The 17,902-nt window shown below is 59.8% G+C and carries 20 protein-coding genes; 18 read left to right on the top strand and 2 right to left on the bottom strand.

The features are described from left to right. Positions 1-44: 44 nt before the first annotated feature. The 7 genes from GT571_RS05465 (at position 45) to GT571_RS05495 (ending at position 5,786) form a co-directional block, all read left to right on the top strand. Positions 45-341: a PTS sugar transporter subunit IIB gene (locus tag GT571_RS05465; protein WP_089572594.1), complete on the top strand. Its 297-nt coding sequence runs from the start codon at positions 45-47 to the stop codon at positions 339-341. A gap of 2 nt (positions 342-343) precedes the next feature. Continuing rightward, positions 344-685, top strand: coding sequence for a PTS sugar transporter subunit IIA (locus GT571_RS05470; RefSeq protein WP_161155941.1), 342 nt, complete (start codon positions 344-346; stop codon positions 683-685). An 85-nt stretch (positions 686-770) separates the two neighbouring features. Next, entirely contained in the window at positions 771-2,258 is a 1,488-nt protein-coding gene (locus GT571_RS05475) for a glycoside hydrolase family 1 protein (protein WP_089572592.1), read from the top strand. 24 nt (positions 2,259-2,282) lie between these two features. Continuing rightward, positions 2,283-3,191: an ROK family protein gene (locus GT571_RS05480; protein WP_161155943.1), complete on the top strand. Its 909-nt coding sequence runs from the start codon at positions 2,283-2,285 to the stop codon at positions 3,189-3,191. A gap of 613 nt (positions 3,192-3,804) precedes the next feature. Beyond that, complete coding sequence (gene purE / locus GT571_RS05485) at positions 3,805-4,269, top strand: 5-(carboxyamino)imidazole ribonucleotide mutase (protein ID WP_006235810.1); 465 nt, start codon at positions 3,805-3,807, stop codon at positions 4,267-4,269. A 35-nt stretch (positions 4,270-4,304) separates the two neighbouring features. After that, complete coding sequence (locus GT571_RS05490; RefSeq protein ID WP_161155945.1) at positions 4,305-5,303, top strand: class B sortase; 999 nt, start codon at positions 4,305-4,307, stop codon at positions 5,301-5,303. Positions 5,304-5,369: 66 nt separating this feature from the next. Further along, positions 5,370-5,786, top strand: coding sequence for a molybdenum cofactor biosynthesis protein MoaE (locus tag GT571_RS05495; protein WP_161155967.1), 417 nt, complete (start codon positions 5,370-5,372; stop codon positions 5,784-5,786). A 90-nt stretch (positions 5,787-5,876) separates the two neighbouring features. Here GT571_RS05495 and GT571_RS05500 read toward each other — a convergent pair whose 3' ends face one another. After that, a complete protein-coding gene (locus GT571_RS05500; protein WP_089572612.1) occupies positions 5,877-7,106 on the bottom strand; it encodes a putative ABC transporter permease in 1,230 nt (409 codons plus the stop codon). A 284-nt stretch (positions 7,107-7,390) separates the two neighbouring features. Between GT571_RS05500 and GT571_RS05505 the strand changes: the two genes are divergently transcribed. From GT571_RS05505 to GT571_RS05555, 11 genes are all read left to right on the top strand, one after another. After that, positions 7,391-9,061, top strand: coding sequence for an amidophosphoribosyltransferase (locus GT571_RS05505; protein WP_161155947.1), 1,671 nt, complete (start codon positions 7,391-7,393; stop codon positions 9,059-9,061). A gap of 157 nt (positions 9,062-9,218) precedes the next feature. Beyond that, positions 9,219-10,322 carry a phosphoribosylformylglycinamidine cyclo-ligase gene (purM, locus tag GT571_RS05510; RefSeq protein WP_117584048.1) on the top strand — a complete coding sequence of 368 codons (1,104 nt, stop codon included), beginning with the start codon at positions 9,219-9,221 and terminating at the stop codon, positions 10,320-10,322. Continuing rightward, the gene (gene purN / locus GT571_RS05515) at positions 10,312-11,013 is read left to right on the top strand and encodes a phosphoribosylglycinamide formyltransferase (protein WP_161155948.1); all 702 of its coding nucleotides are present in this window, start codon (positions 10,312-10,314) and stop codon (positions 11,011-11,013) included. Before purM ends, purN begins: the two co-directional genes overlap by 11 nt. Positions 11,014-11,165: 152 nt before the next feature. Then, positions 11,166-11,630 (top strand): PTS sugar transporter subunit IIA, encoded by a 465-nt coding sequence (locus GT571_RS05520; protein WP_117773660.1) that lies wholly within the window; start codon positions 11,166-11,168, stop codon positions 11,628-11,630. 186 nt (positions 11,631-11,816) lie between these two features. Continuing rightward, positions 11,817-13,040: a peptidylprolyl isomerase gene (locus GT571_RS05525; protein WP_161155950.1), complete on the top strand. Its 1,224-nt coding sequence runs from the start codon at positions 11,817-11,819 to the stop codon at positions 13,038-13,040. Positions 13,041-13,094: 54 nt separating this feature from the next. Next, positions 13,095-13,538, top strand: a complete 444-nt coding sequence (locus GT571_RS05530) for a GatB/YqeY domain-containing protein (protein ID WP_006235801.1) — start codon at positions 13,095-13,097, stop codon at positions 13,536-13,538. Positions 13,539-13,859: 321 nt separating this feature from the next. Next, entirely contained in the window at positions 13,860-14,591 is a 732-nt protein-coding gene (locus GT571_RS05535) for an amino acid ABC transporter ATP-binding protein (RefSeq protein WP_055251548.1), read from the top strand. 8 nt (positions 14,592-14,599) lie between these two features. Then, on the top strand, positions 14,600-15,475 hold the full coding sequence (locus tag GT571_RS05540; RefSeq protein WP_161155952.1) for a transporter substrate-binding domain-containing protein: 876 nt from the start codon (positions 14,600-14,602) through the stop codon (positions 15,473-15,475). A 25-nt stretch (positions 15,476-15,500) separates the two neighbouring features. Further along, positions 15,501-16,247 carry an amino acid ABC transporter permease gene (locus tag GT571_RS05545; RefSeq protein ID WP_161155954.1) on the top strand — a complete coding sequence of 249 codons (747 nt, stop codon included), beginning with the start codon at positions 15,501-15,503 and terminating at the stop codon, positions 16,245-16,247. Positions 16,248-16,250: 3 nt separating this feature from the next. Further along, positions 16,251-16,889, top strand: coding sequence for an amino acid ABC transporter permease (locus tag GT571_RS05550; protein ID WP_055285379.1), 639 nt, complete (start codon positions 16,251-16,253; stop codon positions 16,887-16,889). Positions 16,890-16,937: 48 nt separating this feature from the next. Then, positions 16,938-17,561 (top strand): cytidylate kinase-like family protein, encoded by a 624-nt coding sequence (locus GT571_RS05555; RefSeq protein ID WP_089572632.1) that lies wholly within the window; start codon positions 16,938-16,940, stop codon positions 17,559-17,561. Positions 17,562-17,683: 122 nt separating this feature from the next. Here GT571_RS05555 and GT571_RS05560 read toward each other — a convergent pair. After that, positions 17,684-17,902 (bottom strand): IS3 family transposase (locus tag GT571_RS05560; protein WP_161155956.1); only part of this gene is annotated, 219 nt, incomplete at its 5' end.

Below are 17,902 nucleotides of genomic sequence, written 5' to 3' on the forward strand. Positions count from 1 at the left end.
TTTCATATTCACACCATCATTTTCCATGAGGTTGGGAGCGTAGGATGAAACATATCGTACTTATGTGCGCCGCGGGCGCTTCGACGAGCATGCTGGTACAGCGCATGCAACAGGCGGCTGAAAAAGACGGTTTCGTGTGCACCATCGAGGCGCACCCTGTCAACCAAGCGGCGGAATATGCGGATAGCGACGTTATCCTGCTGGGACCGCAGGTTCGCTTTGAACTCAACAAGGTGAAGAATCAAGTGAACTGTCCGGTGGAGCCGATTGATATGACAGCGTATGGGACAATGAACGGCGAGGCCGTGCTCAAACAGGCTCGAAAGTTGCTGGGGGCATAGCCATGTCAGAGATCAAACAAGAAGCGATCGATCAGTTTGAAATGACGTGCTTCTCTATCGTCGCTCAGGTGGGGAGCGCGCGCAGCTGCTACCTCGAAGCGATAACCTGTGCCGAGAATGGTGATTTTGAGGCCGCCCGGAAACTTATCGACGAGGGCAACGTGGTGTTCAACGCAGGCCACGACGCTCACATGAAACTGCTTCAGCAAGAGGCCAGCGGCGAGGAGCTGCCGTTTCGCATCATCTTGCTGCATGCGGAGGATCAGCTCATGAGCGCTGAGGGCTTCCGTATCCTTGCCGAGCGCTTCATCACGGTCTATCAACGCATGGGTGCAAGCACCTAACTGATTATCTGACGGGAAGCCGGGACTGCCATGCAGCCCGTCTTCCCGTTTCATGAAGATGTTTTCACGATCGAGGAGGTACCCAATGGCATTTCCGGAAGGTTTCCTGTGGGGTGGCGCCACCGCCGCCAACCAGTATGAGGGCGGCTGGGAAGAGGGCGGCAAAGGACCGAACACCTCGGACGCCATGACCAGCGGTAGCCATACGGTGTCACGGCAGATAACGTGGCGTAATACCGCGACAGGGGAAACCGGCGCGCTTCCCGTGTATGCGGTTTGCGAGGAGGGACTTCCTGAAGGGCTGGAGGTGGCGGTGGTTGATGGCTACTACTATCCCAGCCACACGGCCACCGACTTCTACCACCACTACGCCGAGGACATCGCCCTCATGGGCGAGATGGGCTTCAAGTGCTTCCGCCTGTCCATGAACTGGGCGCGCATCTTCCCCACGGGCGAGGAGGCTGAGCCCAACACCGAGGGTCTAGCGTTCTACGACGCCGTGTTTGACGAGTGCGCTAAGTACGGCATCGAACCGCTCGTGACGCTCTCGCACTACGAGACCCCGCTCGCGCTCGTGAACAAGTACGGCGGTTGGAAGAGCCGCGAGCTCATCGACCTGTTCGTGCGCTACGCCACCTGCGTCATGAAGCACTATCAGGGCAAGGTGAAGTACTGGCTCACCTTCAACGAGATCAACATGATGAGCATGGGGAGCTTCATGGCGGGCGGGCTTACGGATGGGAGCCCCCATGCGAAGGCCCAGGCGGCGCACAACCAGTTCGTGGCGTCTGCCCTTACGGTTCGGTCGGCGCACCAAATCTCCCCTAAGATCATGGTGGGTCAGATGCTCGCGTACAACCCCATCTACTCCTATTCCGCCGACCCCGCCGATCATCTGCTCGCCATGGAACGCGAGCGTGACGCGCTGTGGTATGCCGACGTGCAGGTGGGCGGCCACTATCCCGCCTATCGCTTGAGGGAGATGGAGCGCGCGGGCATCAAGCTGGAAATGGGCGAGAACGACCTCGAGCTTCTCGCAACCTATCCGGCAGATTTCCTGTCGTTCTCGTGCTACGGAGGCTCGACGGTATCGTTGCGCCAGAAGGAGCTCGAGGTCGCGTCCGGCAATCTCGCTTTCGGCATGGTGAAAAACCCCTACCTCGAGACCAACGCCTGGGGCTGGGCGACCGATCCGTACTGCCTGCGCATCGCCTTGAACGAGCTCTACGACCGCTATCACAAGCCGCTTTGGATCGTGGAGAACGGTATCGGCTGGAGCGACGAGGTGAAGGCCGACGGCTCCATCCATGACGGCTACCGCATCGACTACCTGCGCAAGAACATCCAGAGCATGGAGGATGCCGTGGAACTCGACGGCGTGGACCTCATGGGCTACACCATGTGGGGCTGCATCGACCTGGTCAGCGCCGGCACGGGCGAGATGCGCAAGCGCTACGGCTTCGTCTACGTCGACCGCGACGACGAGGGCAAGGGCACGCTCGCGCGCAGCCGCAAGGACAGCTTCTATTGGTACAAGAAGGTCATCGAGAGCAACGGCGAGGACCTGGACTAACCCTATGGGACAGGGGATAAGATTATGGACTGCTATTTCGGTATAGATGCGGGCGGCACTCAGGTGAAATGGGCGGTGGTGAACGCCGACTACCACATTGAGGAGCACGGAAGTATCCCAACATGCACCTCGCCCGCCGACCAGGTTATCGAAACGTTCCGCTCGGTGATCGAGCCCCATCGCGCCCGGGTGAGGGGTGTGGGAATAAGTATGCCCGGAGTCTTTTCCGAAGGCGATTCCGATGGCGTGGTTGGGGGAGGCGGCGCCCTTCACTGTTTGGACGGATATCCGCTCGGTCGCATCTTGCGCGAGAGCACGGGGCTTCCCGTAACCATCGAGAACGATGCGATGTGCGCGGCACTGGGAGAATATGCCGTCGGCGCGCTGAAGGGGGTCTCCCTGGGGTTGATGGTGGTGATCGGTACGGGTCTCGGCGGTGCCATCGTTGTTGACGGTCACATCTTGCGAGGCGCGCACAATCTCGCCGGCACCGTGTGCTTTGTGAGCAACGATGTGCGCAAGCCCGTGACCTTTGGGTCGGTGTACGGTGATGTCACCAGCTGGCGGGCGCTCCGAGGCCAGGTGTGTGCGGCGAAGGGGATTGATCCGACCGATGATATCGACGGATATCGGATTTTCTCTTGGATTGAAGAGGGGGATGAGGACGCTCGTCGCGGTCTGGATGCATACGCGTTGGTCTTCGACAACATGCTGATGGGGCTGCAGTCGGTCATCGACCCTGAGGTCATCGTGGTCGGCGGCGGAATCAGCGCCCGTCCCGAGCTGTTTGAGGCATTTGAGCGCATGATGGATCAGGCTCACGTTCTTCCCATCATACCGAGGCCCTGCATCAAGCCAGCACAGAACGGCAACGATGCCAATTTGCTTGGCGCTGTGCGCACGCTGCGCCGCTCGCTTGGCGAGTGCGATTGATTGGCGGCTGGTGGCCCGACTCGCGGCCTCCTGTCCTAAAAAAAGAGTATGGGCTCCTTCGTTCATTCGAACGAAGGAGCCCACGTTTTGTAAGGGGCCTCCTAGCGAATTTTCATTCGCCAGGAGGCCTTTTGCTGTTGATCGAGAATGTCGCTGGACAGTTAGTTCAGATACGTATTTTTCAGAGGGTGTGTAAAGGCCGACCTGAGCCCGATTGGGCTGAATTTGACTTTCTGAACCGGTGGAGACGCTCATATAAGGGGGAGAAAGGTTGTCATGGGGCTCAAAGTGACTTCAAACCACTCTATTAGCGCCAAGAAGCACGGCCAAAAAATACGTATCTGAACTAACTGTCCACAACCCTCCGCAAACCTTTCATTCCAACCCAAATCAGCCAACGTACGTCATAGCAATCCCCGGTAGGTCGAGGGGTGCTTTGCGGGCGGGACAGGCTTTATCTGAACGACTTTGCAAAGCAACCGGAGTGAAGATAAAGCCTGTCCCGCCCGCAAAGCACCACGCAGACCGCAGGGACGGGAGCAGCTATACTACTCTCAGTAGTTAAGGGTCGCGGATTCGCCGCGTCACCGCTCTCAACAGGAGGTCTTTGTTTATGGCAGATCAGAAGCCGGTTGTCGGGATCATCATGGGCTCCAAGTCCGATCTGGGCGTTATGGAAGGTTGCACCGCCGAGCTCGAGGCGCTGGGCGTGCCCTATGAGCTCGTGATTGCAAGCGCGCACCGCACGCCGGCGAAGGTCCATGAGTGGGCCTCGACTGCTGCCGACCGCGGCATCAAGGTGATTATCGCTGCCGCCGGCAAGGCTGCTCACCTGGGCGGTGTCGTGGCTGCGTTTACGCCGCTGCCGGTCATCGGCGTGCCTATGAAGACGAGCGATCTGGGTGGTATGGACTCGCTGCTGTCGATGGTGCAGATGCCTTCGGGCGTGCCCGTTGCCTGTGTGGCCATCAACGGTGCCAAGAACGCTGCCATTTACGCCACGCAGATTCTGGGCGCCTGCGACCCCGAGTACCGTAAGGTTATCGAGAAGATGAAGCAGGAGATGGCTGACGCCTAGACGTTCCGCCGTTTCGCCGCAGTATAAGGAGAGCCATGTCCGACTATCAGGGAAAACGATTCAAGGCTTCTCAGATTCCCGATCCGTCGAAGCCGGGTGCTGCCCGTGCGGCACAGCAGGGTCGGACATCCTCTCCTCAGCAGCAGCGCGCGTCGCGTCCCGTGACGCCGGCGACGCATCGTCGACAGGACGCGCCGGCCGCATATCGTCCTTCGTCTTATAGCACCGCTAAGAAACCGCCCCGGTCTTCATCGCATGCCGCGCCGTCGGATTGCACCGAGCCGCCGCGCAAAAAGCGCCGCTCCATTATTCCCATTCTGCTCATCATCATCGGTATCGGTCTGATTGTCGCCGCCGCCGCTATTTTTATTAATGCCCAGATTGGCTATAAGCAGGCGAGCGATTCGTATCAGAAAATCGAGAAGCAATATGTAAGCGATAAGGACGCCAGCGGCGTGCCGATTATCGACTTTGATGCGCTTGCTCAGACGAACCCCGAGATTGTGGGTTGGATTTACGTGCCGGGAACCAACATCAACTATCCCGTGGTGCAGACCAACAACAACTCCAAATACCTCAACACGCTGTTCGACGGAACGGCTAACGCGTCCGGTGCCATTTTCCTGGATAGCGATGACACCGCGCCGGGAATGGTCGACCAGCAGACCACGATCTACGGTCACCATATGAACGACGGATCGATGTTCAACGTGATTTCGGACACCACTGATCAGGCGACGTTCGATAGCATCGAGTTTGTGTACTACATCACGCGCGATGCGACGTATAAGCTGCGTCCGCTGGCGACCAAGGTGGTCGAGGACACGTATGCCAAGGCGCGCACGACCAATTTTGAGGGCGACGACGGACTCAAGAACTACCTGTCCGAGATGCTCGACGGCGCTTCTGCCGTGGCGAGTGATGCTACCGATCGTGCCGCTTCGGCAACTAAGGTTGTAACGCTTGTGACCTGTCGTTCGCTGTCGCTGAGCAACACACGCGCCGTCATGGTGCTCACGCCGGTCGAGGAATAAGTTGTTCGAGAGTAGCTAAAAAGCCCCGTCCCAAATTAGCTACTCGACGACGGTAAGGGAGAAATGATGCTCGAGAGTGGCAAATTGATGCCTTCGATTGATGCTTGGCTGTGTGAGGCCAAGGCCGATGCTTCGGCGGCAGGCTGCGGGATGTATCTGACGCATAACGGTGTGGTGCGTGCGACGCCCAAGGCCGAGGTGCGCGGAGTCGAGACCGATGGCGTGGCACCAGGCCACAGGGTGGGCGGCATGGTCTTTGACTACGACGCCGAAAAGGTACGGTCTGCTATCGAGGCCACGCGCGCGATGCCGGGTATCGGCTATGTGCGCGTGTGGCTGGCAAGCGGCGAGCTTGCCGTAGGTGACGACATCATGCTCGTGCTTATCGGCGGGGACATTCGCCCGCACGTGGTCGATGCGCTGCAGGCGCTCGTTGGCACCATCAAGAACGAATGCGTGAGTGAGGTCGAGCGCGAGGCATAGAGGATTGCGTCGATAGAAGGATCGTTTATAAAAATGCCCACCGGTACGTGTGATACCGGCGGGCATTTTGCGTTTTGGGCGCGGTGAGCGCTACACGCGCGTCGCATCCTTGGGACTCATGGTCATGCTCTGGAAGCGGTTCTCCATGTAGTCGTTATCGAAATACTTGCCGTAGAACTGCGCGACGGGAATATCCGGCTCCGTGCCGTTGACGCGCTGGTACCAGTAGTCGAGCGACTGCAGCGTCATGACGCCGTCGACCAGCATAATGACGGTAAAGATGACGGTAGCCGAGTAGCGACTCTTCCACGGAATCATGTTGATGAGCTTGAGCAGCCTCGGCAGCAGTAGCTTGATCCAGATAAGGCCGCCCAGGCCCCACAGGCAGGCAAAGCCCGTGCAGGTGCGTCCGCCCGTAAGGACGGCGAGTGGGTCGGGCATGCCAAACAGCTTCATGTGCGAGTAGCTCCATGAGACCACGCCAAATGAGGTCTGCATAAACCAGCCCACGAACACCTCGAAGCTCGCGCCGAGCACAGCGCTTACCAGGAAAATGATGATGGGGTTCTTTTTATAGAAGCGGTTGAGCACCATGGTCATGAGTACGGCGCCAAAGCCATAGATGGGGCTGAAGGGACCAAACAGCATGCCGGCGCGGTTCTGGTAGACGCCCGGGTCGTCGACCGTCATGTGCCAGATGTCCTCGGCGATCAGGCCGAGCACGCAGCAGACGAAGAATACCCAGAACAGGTTGAAGTAGTTGAGCTTGATGTAGCCCTCGCCGGTTTCATCGCGGCCGAGCATGCCCTCGGCGGCGGCGTCGCGGTCGAGCATCTCCTGCAGGCGGCGCTGCAGTTCGCGCTCCTGGCGCAGTGTGGGGTCGACGGTGGCCGAAAGCGCGATGAGGATACCGAGCTGAATAGCGGGACGAAGCAAGAAGGGCCCGATGCCCTGGAGCATCACGTCGACCAAAAGCTCGACGACGGTAAACGCGATAAGGATATAGGACAGGCGCGCGGCGTTACGACGCTGGTTCTTGATAAGGTCCAGGCCAAAGATGATTAGGATGACGGCACTTGCCGCAGAGAGCATGATGCCGGCGACGATAAGGCCGACCGCGACGAGTGTGTTGTCGCCGAGCTTGGCGGCGGCGTTGCCGTTGATGAGCGCGGTGATGACCTGCCACATAAAGGCGCCGACTGACGGGAGCGTTCCCACGCCGGACAGGATGCACAGGACGGCGTACACCTTAATGATGAGCGGGATCTTCTTGACCTCCGTGGCGCTGGGGACGCTGGGGTCGAGTTCGTTTCGATCCATACAGAACCTTTCTCGCTTTGTTGTAGGTTATAAGGATACGCCGCCGACCTGCCAAAAGACAGGACGAACGTCCCAATTGCAACTTTGTAATCCCCAACGGTGGACGCGGCGGCCATCTGGGGCGCGGGCGCTTGCACTGGACGGACCGATAAAATGTTTGGCCGCAAAACGGATTATTAGCTCAGTGGGCTTTTAAAAAGCGCTGCTCATGCGCTGGGGAGCGCGTCGCGCCGTGCGTATAATAAGGCGGGTAACGCCAAAATACGAGGCTCTGAGGGGATGCCATGTCTCAAGAAACCATCCGCGCGGCCGAGCGTGCCGCGGGACAGGTGAACGCCATGTCGACGTATGATCCGGACTCCGACCAGCTGCATGAGGAATGCGGCGTTTTTGGTGTCTGGGCGCCCGAACGCGACGTGGCTCGACTGACGTACTTTGGCCTGCGTGCACTGCAGCACCGTGGCCAAGAATCGGCGGGAATCGCCGTGGGTGACGGCGGTACGGTTATGGTCCGCAAGGATCTGGGCCTGCTCGACCGCGTGTTCTCCAACGCCGACTTGTCGACGCTCTCCGGTCAGCTGGCCGTGGGTCATGTGCGCTACGGCACCGCCGGCGCCAAGAGCTGGGAAGCCTCTCAGCCGCACCTCTCTACCATCAATAGCGTCATTATTGCGCTCGCGCACAACGGCACCCTCGTCAACACCGACGAGCTGCGCCGCCAGCTGATCGAGCTGGGCGTGCCGTTTCTCTCCAACTCGGATTCCGAGGTCGCGACCAAGCTCATCGGCTACTTTACCCAGCGTACGGGCCATCTGCGCGAGGGCATTCGCAAGACCATGGAGCTCGTGCGCGGCGGCTACGCCATGACGCTCATCAATGAGCAGGCACTCTACGCCTTCCGCGATCCGCACGGCATTCGCCCGCTCGTGTTGGGCAAGCTGGTGGATGAGGGACTGGACCAAGCCGACGCCGCATCCGTTTCGCAGCTGCCGTCGCAGGACGGCGCCGCGACGGTTGGCGCCACCACCCATGTCACCCGCGCCGGCGGCTGGGTCGTCGCCTCCGAGACTTGTGCGCTCGACATTGTGGGCGCCGAGTACGTCCGCGACGTCCGTCCCGGTGAGATTTTGCGCATCAGCGCTGAGGGGCTGGTGTCCGAGCAGGGTGTGCCTGCTGCCGAAGAGCCTGCTAACTGCATCTTTGAGCAGGTCTACTTCGCTCGCCCCGATTCCATCATGAACGGCAAGAGCGTCTACGCCTGCCGCTACGACATGGGTCGTCAGCTGGCGCACGAGGAGCCCGTCGAGGCCGACCTGGTCATCGGCGTGCCCGACTCCGGCCTGCCGCCCGCGGAGGGGTATTCGCATGAGAGCGGCATTCCCTTTGGCGAGGGCCTTATCAAGAACCGCTATGTGGGCCGTACGTTTATCGAGCCTACGCAGGAGTTGCGCGCCATGGGCGTGCGTATGAAACTCAACCCGCTGCGCGACAACATCGAGGGCAAGCGCCTGGTCGTCATCGACGATTCCATCGTCCGCGGCACCACCATGGTGCAGCTCGTCAAGATGCTGCGCAACGCCGGCGCCAAGGAGATTCATATCCGCATCAACTCGCCCGAGGTCATCTGGCCGTGCTTCTACGGTATCGATACCGACGTGCAATCGCAGCTCATCAGTGCCAACAAGACCGTCGACGAGATTTGTGAGTATATCGGCGCCGATTCGCTGGCCTTCCTTTCGGTCGAGGGCCTGCTGAAGGTCATGCCCAAGGGCGGCTACTGCGACGCGTGCTTTACCGGCCGCTATCCCGTGGCGATTCCCGAGAGCTTTGGCCGCGACAAGTTCATGGAGGGCTTTAAGCCCCGCAACCTGGACAAGCCGCTGCACTTTGACGACGACGCCGTGGTCGAGAAATACGATGACCGCAGCTGGGAAGAGGAGCACGGCGAGGCCTAAAACCTGCCATTTAGGGACAGGTTTATTTTGGCAGGTTTTATCTGCTGTTTTGTTGATATGACGGCGCGCGCTGTTATGACGCGCGCCGAAATGAACGCAACTATGAGCACCGTTTGGCGCCCGCGCGGCGCCACGGTAATGGGAGAGGAAGGCTCAGATGAGCGACAGCAAGCATGTGACGTACGAGGACGCCGGCGTCGACACCGCCGAGGGCGGCCGCGCCGTCGACGCTATTAAGCAGATGGTCAAGGACACCAACCGCCCCGAGGTTATCGGCGGCATCGGTGGCTTTGGCGGCCTGTTCTCGGCCGCCGCGCTTAAGGATATGGAAGACCCGATCCTGATCAGCGGCACCGACGGCGTGGGCACCAAGCTCGTGCTCGCCCAGATCATGGACCGTCACGAGACGGTGGGCCAGGACCTGGTCGCCATGTGCGTCAATGACATTTTGGCTTCGGGCGCCGAGCCGCTGTTCTTCCTGGATTACGTTGCCATCGGTCACATTGAGGCCGAGCACATGGCAAAGATCATCAAGGGTGTGGCCGACGGCTGCAAGCTCGCGGGCTGCGCGCTCGTGGGCGGCGAGATGGCCGAGCACCCGGGCGTCATGGCTCCGGCCGATTACGACCTCGCTGGCTTTACCGTGGGCGTCGTCGACCGTCCCAAGATGCTTGACCCCGCGAACGTTCGCCCCGGCGATGTGATCCTGGGCCTGCCTTCCACCGGCGTGCACTCCAACGGATACTCACTCGTGCGCAAGGTCATCGGTGTTGACGGTATCAAGCCGGGTACGCCCGAGGCCGCCGCTAAGGCCGAGGAGCTAAGCCGTCCGCTCGAGGAGCTCGGCGGTGCTTCGCTGGCCGACGCTCTGCTGGCCCCCACGCGCATCTACGTCAAGCCGATTCTGGAGCTGCTGCGCGGCGGCGCCAACGTGCACGCCATCGCCCACATCACCGGCGGCGGTATTACCGAGAACCTCAACCGCGCGCTCGCCGACGACGTCGACGCCGTGGTCACCCGCAACGGCGCCGAGATGGGCTGGGATGTTCCGCCCGTCATCACCTACGTGTCGCGTCAGGCCGAGCTCGCGCCCAACGAGGCATGCAAGACCTTCAACATGGGCGTCGGCCTGTGCCTGATCGTCGCCCCCGAGGACGAGGCTGCCGTGACCGAGGCTCTGGTCGCGCTGGGCGAGAAGCCGTTCCGCGTGGGCGAGTGCGTCGAGGGTTCCGGTGAGGTCGTGTACTCCGATGAGCGCTAACGAGCAGATGGCTGCTGCCGAGGGTCTGGGTTTTGTGCCCTACACCCGTCCGACCGGCACCGATACGGCCGAGCCGCTCAAGATCGGCGTGCTTATCAGCGGTTCGGGTACCAACCTGCAGGCGCTGATCGACCTGATCGCCGTCGGCAAGCTCAACGCCTCGATTGAGCTTGTGGTGTCGAGCCGTCCTTCGGCCAAGGGCTTGCAGCGCGCCGAGCGTGCGGGCATCCAGACGCTCACGCTGTCCAAGGATATCTATGCCGACCCCATCGCGGCTGACGAGATCATCGCGCATGAGCTGCTCGAGCGCGGCTGCGAATATGTGGTCATGGCCGGCTATATGCGCATGGTGCACACGCCGCTGCTGGCGGCGTTCCCCAATCGCGTGGTCAACCTGCATCCGGCGCTGCTGCCGAGTTTTACCGGAGCCCATGCGATTGACGATGCGTTTGCTCGCGGTGTCAAGGTGACCGGCGTGACCGTGCACTTTGCCAACGAGATCTACGACAACGGCCCCATCATCGCCCAGCGTGCGCTGGCTGTTGAGGAGGGCTGGGACGTCGACACGCTAGAGGAACACATTCACGCGATCGAGCATGTGTTGTATCCCGAGGTCGTGCAGATGCTCGCTGACGGTCGCATTCACGTGCTGGAGAGCGGTAAGGTCGCAATTGACGCGCCTCGCGGCTAGCGGCGCACAGTACAATTTAGCCGAGTAGTCAGGGTGGTCATTGGCGCCAAGGCGCGCGTGGCCACCTTTTGTTTTAGGTAGTCACCTGCGACGTTCGTTAGCGACTAGTCATTCAAGAACGTCCCCGATGACTAGGTGAGAGAGGTGAGCGCATGGCGGATAACGAAGCTCTGTTTACGCCTGAGCTGGTGTTTTTTGATTGGGAGTGTGCGACGCCGGATGAGGTGTTTGCACGGCTCGAGGGCGAGCTCGCCCCGCGCGGCTACATTGCCGAGGGCTGGCTCAACGCCGTCCGCACGCGCGAGGACGCCTATCCCACGGGTCTCGCTATGCCGGCGGCAAACATCGCCATTCCGCATACCGATCCGGGATTTGTGGCCAAGCCCTATATCGCGGTGGTAAAGCCCGCCGCACCTGTGACGTTCAACGCGATGGCGGGCATGGGCGCCCCGGTGCCGGCGCAGATCGTCATCAATCTGGGCATTGCCGAGCCGGGCGGCCAGGTCGAGGCACTTCAGGCACTCATGAATATCTTTATGGATGCCGACGCTGCAGCCGACGTGCTCGGCCAGACCACGCCCCAGGGCATGGTCGACGCCATCCGCCGCCACTTTTAGGGTGGCACTTGGGGACGTTCCTTTTCTGCCGGCACTTGGGGACTGTCCCTAACTGCCGGCTGCCAGATCTGTCCCCTTTGCACCAAAATGGTGCAGATTAACCTGTCCCCCATGCACCAGGTGTGCCGCGGGGGCTGCGTTGTGACACAATGGCGTTTGTTCGATTCGTGATGCGAAAGGCCAAACATGGCAAACAAGAAAAAGAACCCCGAGGTCGCGCCGACGCCCGAGCAACGGTCCCGCGCCGCCTCCAGCTCTCGCAAGAAGCAGCGCAAGACCTATGTGTCCAAGACCGTCAAGATTGTCCTGGTTGTCATCGGCGTGCTGGCGATGCTGCTCTCCGTCTCTGCCATGGCGTGCTCCGGCCTGATGTCGCAGACCGAAAGCACCAGCTCGGGCTATAAGCTCACCGGTGGTGTCGCCGCTACCATCAACGGCACCAACCTCACCGAGGACACCGTGACCAAGCAGATTATGAGCATGCGCACGTCCTATGGCTACACCAAGGACAAGGACTGGGCACAGTACCTGGTCGACAATGACCTCACGCCCAAGAAGTACCGCAAACAGCTCATCGACTCCTACACGCAGCAGATTCTGCTTCAGCAGGCGCAGAAGGAAAACGGCGTGACGGTGTCGGACAAGGAGGTCGAGAAGGCTTGGAAGGACGCGTGCAAGAGCGCGGGCGGCGCCAAGACCTTTAAGAAGACGCTTAAGACCTACGGCTACACCGAGGACACCTACAAGGATTCGCTCAAGGAGAGCCTGGCGCAGCAGAAGCTCAAGGATGCCGTGGCACCCACCAGCAAGCCCAAGGACAGCGAGATTGTCGATTACATCAATGAGAACCTGTCCAACTACAACGATGCCCGTCGTTCGTCGAATATCCTGATCAAGGTCGATTCTGACGCTTCCGATGAGGACAAGGCCGCCGCCAAGGCCAAGGCGCAGGAGTGCCTGGACAAGATTAACTCCGGCGAGCTGAGCTTTGAGGACGCCGTGGAGCAGTACTCCGACGATACCGGCTCCAAGGATAAGAAGGGCGATGTGGGTTGGGACAAGCTCACCACCTTCGTCGACAGCTACCAGGCGGCGCTCGAGGGACTTAACAAGGGCGATGTGAGCGGTGTCGTCGAGTCGACCTATGGCTATCACATCATCAAGTGCACCGACTACTTCCATGTCGATAATCAGGTCGATGACATTAAGCAGGTGCCCAAGGACATCAAGAAGTACGTCTCCAACGTGGTGAAGACACAGGCAGAGAGCACCGCGTACAGCGAATGGCTGGAGCAGTACAAGAAGGACGCCGACATCACTGTTAACCCCATGCCCAAGGACGTGCCGTACAACGTCAGCCTGAAGGGCGTCACCAAGAGTTCGACCGACGATTCGTCGACGACTAAGTAATCATGGGGCGGCGCTCGTGCGAGTGCCGCCCGCACTATTGAGGAGGATTTGCAGATGACCAACGAAGAGCTGCAGAAGGAAATGATCGCGGCCATGAAGGCTAAGGACAAGGTTCGCCTGTCCATCATTCGCCAGGTTAAGGCCGAAGTGAAGAACATCGAGGTCAACGAGCGTCGTGATGTGACCGAGGAAGACGTCAACAGCATGATCAAGCGTCTGATTAAGCAGACGAGCGAGACGCTGGAGATGTCCATCAAGGCCGGCACCGACCAGGAGCGTACCGACAACCTGACCGAGCAGGTCAAGATTCTGGAGAGTCTGCTGCCCGCGCAGGTTTCGGGCGAGGAGCTCGAGGCCCTGATCGAGCAGGTTATCGCCGAGCTGGGCGCCACGTCCAAGAAGCAGATGGGCCAGGTCATGGGCGCGCTCGGCAAGGCCACCGGCGGCAACTTCGATAAGCCGGCAGCAGCAAAGATCGTCGGCGCGAAATTGGCGTAATTTGTTACGCGGTTTTACCAAACCGCGTAACGGCTCGGCGCTGCAAACCCGTACACGCGGCAATCTGACGTTCAATTTCAAGGGCGCGACCATAAGGTCTGCGCCCTTTCATTTCACGTCACCTTGCTCGCGTGTACGGGTTTTCGCTGACTTATGCTCAACAAGGGCGGTTGTGGGCACTCATTTAAGTCTGTCCCCAATGAGTGCCTAATGAGTGGGTGGAAGATTGCGGGTTCTTTACGGGGATGTAGTGTGGGCTGCGGAAACGTGGTTCTTTCCGTACAATAGTTCAACTCGTGTAAACGCAGGGAAGGGACATTCATGGCAGACATGATCGAGATCAAGCATCTCAACAAGTACTTTGGCGACCTGCATGTGCTCAAAGATATCAACCTCACCGTCAAGCGCGGCGAGAAGCTCGTAATGATCGGGCCTTCCGGCTCGGGTAAGTCGACGCTCATCCGTTGCGTCGATTATCTGGAGGAGCCCACGTCGGGCGAGGTCATCATCGACGGTACGCCGCTTACCAAAAAGAATCACCTGGAGATGGCTCGCAAGTATAGTTCCATGGTGTTTCAGCAGTTCAACCTGTATCCCAACATGACGGTGCTGGGCAACCTGACGCTCGCGCCCATCAAGCTACAAAAGAAGAGCAAGGAGGAGGCGACCGAGATCGCCATCGCCGCGCTCAAGCGCGTCGGCATGGCGCATAAGGCCGGCGAGTATCCGCAGAATCTCTCGGGCGGTCAGCAGCAGCGCATCGCCATCGCCCGTGCCCTGTGCACCAAGCAGCCCATCATCCTGTTTGACGAGCCGACCTCGGCGCTCGACCCCGAGATGGTCCAGGAGGTTCTGGACGTTATGATTGAGCTCGCGCAGGAGGACATCACCATGATCTGCGTGACGCACGAGATGGGCTTTGCGCGCCAGGTGGCCGACCGCGTCATCTTTATGGAGGACGGCCGCATTCTGGAGGAGGGCACGCCCGAGCACTTCTTCGATAACCCCGAGAACCCGCGCTGTCGCGAGTTCCTGTCCAAGATTCTGCACTAGGTGCGGTGATGGACATGACGGATATGACGAGGGCGGCCGTGTCGCGCCGCCGCTTTTTGCAGCTGGCGGGCGTCGGCATGCTCGCGCTGACGGGAACCGCGCTTACCGGTTGCGATAACTCCACCAGCGGCGAGGGTTCCGACAAGGGGTCCAAGCTTGCGGCCATCAAGTCGCGCGGCCATCTGAATGCCGGCGTCAAGAAAGACGTTCCCGGCTATGGCTATTACGACACCGCCAAGGGTCGCTTTGAGGGCATGGAAGTCGATTTGTGCTACCAGATCGCCGCTGCCGTCTTTGGCGTGAGCTACAAGGAGGCCCGTGCCCAGGAGCTTGTCGAGTTTACCGACGTAACGCCCAAGACGCGCGGCCCGCTGATCGATAACGGCCAGCTTGATGTGGTCGCGGCGACCTACACCATCACCGACGAGCGCAAGAAGAGCTGGGATTTCTCGACGCCGTACCGCACCGACTACGTGGGACTCATGGTCAAGAAGCGTTCGGGTTTTACCTCGATTGAGGACTTGGACGGCAAGGTCATTGGCGTGAGCCAGGGCGCTACCACGCAGGGCCTGATCGAGCAGATGATCAAGGACAACGGCTTTAGCTGCAAGCCCGAGTTTAGGGCCTTTAGCGGCTACCCCATCATCAAGAGTTCGCTCGACGCCGGCAATATCGACGTCTTTGCCATGGACCGCTCCACGCTGGCCGGTTACATGAACGAGACCGTTGAACTGTTGCAGCCCGAGGTCAAGTTTGGCGAGCAGGGCTACGGCGTGGCGACCAAGAAGGGCTGCGACCTTTCGGCCGTGGTCGATCAGGTGATTTGCGATCGACTGGCCGATGGCTGGCTCGACCAAGAGGTCAAGACCTGGGGTCTTGTATAGGCGCATCGTCCAAGGAAGGAATCAAATGCTCGAAGGATTGTTTGACGCCGACCGTTGGTCGACGACATTTCAAAACATGGGGCCCTTCTGGGAGGGCTTTGGCGTGACGCTGCAGGTGGTCGTTGCCGGTCTGCTGCTGTCGCTGGTGCTGGGCACGCTGCTGGGCGTGTTCTCTACCACCCGTTCGCGTGTGCTTCGTGCCATAAGCCGCGTGTACGTGGAGTTCTACCAGAACACCCCGTTGCCCGTGCAGGTACTCTTTATGTACATGGCCGGTCCGCAGTTTTTGCAGGCCATAACCGGTGTCGACCAGCCGGTGCGCATCGCGCCGTTCGTGCTGGGCTTCTTGGGCGTGGGCCTGTATCACGCGGCCTACATTTCGGAGGTCATCCGCACCGGTATCGAGGCGGTTCCGCGCGGTCAGATGGAGGCGGCCCAGAGCCAGGGCTTCACCCGTGCGCAGGCGTACTGGTACATCGTGCTGCCCCAGACATTCAAGATCATTTTGCCGCCGCTGTGTAACCAGGCGCTCAACCTGGTCAAGAACACGTCGGTGCTGGCGCTCGTGGCCGGCGGCGACCTTATGTACCGTTCCGACAACTTTGTGAGTCTGTACGGTTACCTGCAGGGATACATCGTCTGCTGCCTTATGTACTTCATCATCTGCTTTCCGCTCGCCATGCTGGTGCAGTGGCTCGAGCGCCGCTCCAAGGAGCGTCCGCGCGGTGTGAGCCTGGCCGGGCTGGGGCTCGACAACGTAGAGGAGGCCTAGCGCATGGAAATCTTCAACGCGACCAACCTGCTCTACATTTGGGGCGGCTTTGTTAAGACGATCGAGATCTCGGCGCTGTCGATCTTTTTCTCGCTCATCTTTGGCACGGTGCTGGCGCTCGTTAAAAGCTATGCGCCCCGTCCGTTCCGTATTTTGGTGAGTGCCTATATCGAGCTGTTCCGCTGTACGCCGAACCTGCTGTGGATCCTGTTTATCTACTTTACGGTGCAGGGTTTGGACATTGTGATTTCGACCATCGCCTTTACGCTGTTTACCAGCGCTGTTATGGCCGAGATTGTGCGCGGCGGCCTCAACTCGATTCCGCGCGGCCAGTTTGAGGCGGCGCAGAGCCAGGGCTTCGGCTTCTTTGCCACCATGCGCTACATCATTCTGCCGCAGACGTTTAAGACGATCATTCCGGCGCTGTTTAGCCAGTGCACGACCGTCATTAAGGACAGCTCGTATCTTTCGGGCATTAACGTGGCCGAGCTCATGTACACGGCAAACGTCGTGATGGCCCACGCGATCGACCTGTCGCAGGTTCTTATGCTCTACGGCCTGGTGTTTGCGATGTACTTCGTGCTCAACTTTGGTATCTCGCTGCTGGTTCGAGCATATCAACGCCGTATTGTGGCAGCGTAGAATGTGGCAAAGGGACAGCCCCTTTGCCACACAGAGAAAGGAATCGCGATGAGCGATCTGGAGAACAAGAAGAATCCTGTGGTCATTACCATCGCGCGCGACTTTGGTGCCGAGGGCCACGAGATCGGACGCATCCTCGCCAACGAGTTGGGGATTCCTCTGTACGACAACGAGCTGCTGGTGCGCGCGTCGCTGCGTGCGGGCGAGTCACTCGATAAGATGGCCGCCTATGACGAGCGTCTGGCTGTGGAGAACATGGCGTTCCTGCCCGACCGCTACGACGCGCGCTCGTACTCGGACAAGTTGTTCCAAAAGATGAGCCAGGTGATTTTGGACTTGGGCGAGACCGAGAGCTGCATTATCGAAGGCCGTCTGTCCGATTACCTGCTGCGTAACAACCCCAACCACATTGCCGTGTTGGTGACCGCACCCTTTGAGGACCGCGTCGAGATCGTACGCAAGAAGCGTGGCCTTAATAAAAAGAAGGGCGCCAAGCTGGTCAAGCAGCAGCAGAAGGCGCGCGAGGCGTTCTACAAGCGCTACAGCGCCGGAAAGTGGAAGATGACGAGCGGTAAAGACATCGTCGTCAACCGCGCCAAGCTGGGCCGCGAAGGCTGCAAAGACGTCATAGCCGCTGCCTACCGCTACAAAGTGGCTCAACTCGAAGGCTAGCCGACCAAAAACCATCACAAAGGGTACAGGCACCTTTGCGGTGGTCGGGCGGCCGGCATAGAAAAAAGTCCCCGCCGGGCGTGTTGAACTGCACCCCAAAACTTGGACGGCTTAAATAAGAACTACGCCGCAAGGGACTGTCTCCGGAACTCCTCCGGGGTCAGTCCCTTCAGTTTAACCTGGCGCCTCCTCGTGTTCCAATGGACCACGAAGTCGTCGAGGTCCGCCTTGAAGGACTCGAAGTCCGGCCACGTCCTTCCGCGGAAGAACTCGTCCTTGATGTGGCCGAACACCTGCTCCGTCGCGCCGTTGTCGATGCAGTTGCCCTTCCGGGACATGCT

The sequence above is a fragment of the Collinsella aerofaciens genome (genome assembly GCF_009876115.1).
Lineage (GTDB): Bacteria > Actinomycetota > Coriobacteriia > Coriobacteriales > Coriobacteriaceae > Collinsella > Collinsella aerofaciens_N.

Excerpts from the sequence above, each read along its gene's own strand:
- GT571_RS05470 (WP_161155941.1), top strand. The coding sequence starts at position 344 with ATGTCAGAGATCAAACAAGAAGCGATCGATCAGTTTGAAATGACGTGC.
- GT571_RS05555 (WP_089572632.1), top strand. The coding sequence starts at position 16,938 with ATGAGCGATCTGGAGAACAAGAAGAATCCTGTGGTCATTACCATCGCG.
- GT571_RS05500 (WP_089572612.1), bottom strand. The coding sequence starts at position 7,106 with ATGGATCGAAACGAACTCGACCCCAGCGTCCCCAGCGCCACGGAGGTC.
- GT571_RS05550 (WP_055285379.1), top strand. The coding sequence starts at position 16,251 with ATGGAAATCTTCAACGCGACCAACCTGCTCTACATTTGGGGCGGCTTT.
- GT571_RS05475 (WP_089572592.1), top strand. The coding sequence starts at position 771 with ATGGCATTTCCGGAAGGTTTCCTGTGGGGTGGCGCCACCGCCGCCAAC.
- GT571_RS05495 (WP_161155967.1), top strand. The coding sequence starts at position 5,370 with ATGCTCGAGAGTGGCAAATTGATGCCTTCGATTGATGCTTGGCTGTGT.
- GT571_RS05520 (WP_117773660.1), top strand. The coding sequence starts at position 11,166 with ATGGCGGATAACGAAGCTCTGTTTACGCCTGAGCTGGTGTTTTTTGAT.
- GT571_RS05545 (WP_161155954.1), top strand. The coding sequence starts at position 15,501 with ATGCTCGAAGGATTGTTTGACGCCGACCGTTGGTCGACGACATTTCAA.
- GT571_RS05480 (WP_161155943.1), top strand. The coding sequence starts at position 2,283 with ATGGACTGCTATTTCGGTATAGATGCGGGCGGCACTCAGGTGAAATGG.
- GT571_RS05465 (WP_089572594.1), top strand. The coding sequence starts at position 45 with ATGAAACATATCGTACTTATGTGCGCCGCGGGCGCTTCGACGAGCATG.
- GT571_RS05525 (WP_161155950.1), top strand. The coding sequence starts at position 11,817 with ATGGCAAACAAGAAAAAGAACCCCGAGGTCGCGCCGACGCCCGAGCAA.
- GT571_RS05540 (WP_161155952.1), top strand. The coding sequence starts at position 14,600 with ATGGACATGACGGATATGACGAGGGCGGCCGTGTCGCGCCGCCGCTTT.
- GT571_RS05530 (WP_006235801.1), top strand. The coding sequence starts at position 13,095 with ATGACCAACGAAGAGCTGCAGAAGGAAATGATCGCGGCCATGAAGGCT.
- purE (WP_006235810.1), top strand. The coding sequence starts at position 3,805 with ATGGCAGATCAGAAGCCGGTTGTCGGGATCATCATGGGCTCCAAGTCC.
- GT571_RS05535 (WP_055251548.1), top strand. The coding sequence starts at position 13,860 with ATGGCAGACATGATCGAGATCAAGCATCTCAACAAGTACTTTGGCGAC.
- GT571_RS05505 (WP_161155947.1), top strand. The coding sequence starts at position 7,391 with ATGTCTCAAGAAACCATCCGCGCGGCCGAGCGTGCCGCGGGACAGGTG.
- purM (WP_117584048.1), top strand. The coding sequence starts at position 9,219 with ATGAGCGACAGCAAGCATGTGACGTACGAGGACGCCGGCGTCGACACC.
- purN (WP_161155948.1), top strand. The coding sequence starts at position 10,312 with ATGAGCGCTAACGAGCAGATGGCTGCTGCCGAGGGTCTGGGTTTTGTG.
- GT571_RS05490 (WP_161155945.1), top strand. The coding sequence starts at position 4,305 with ATGTCCGACTATCAGGGAAAACGATTCAAGGCTTCTCAGATTCCCGAT.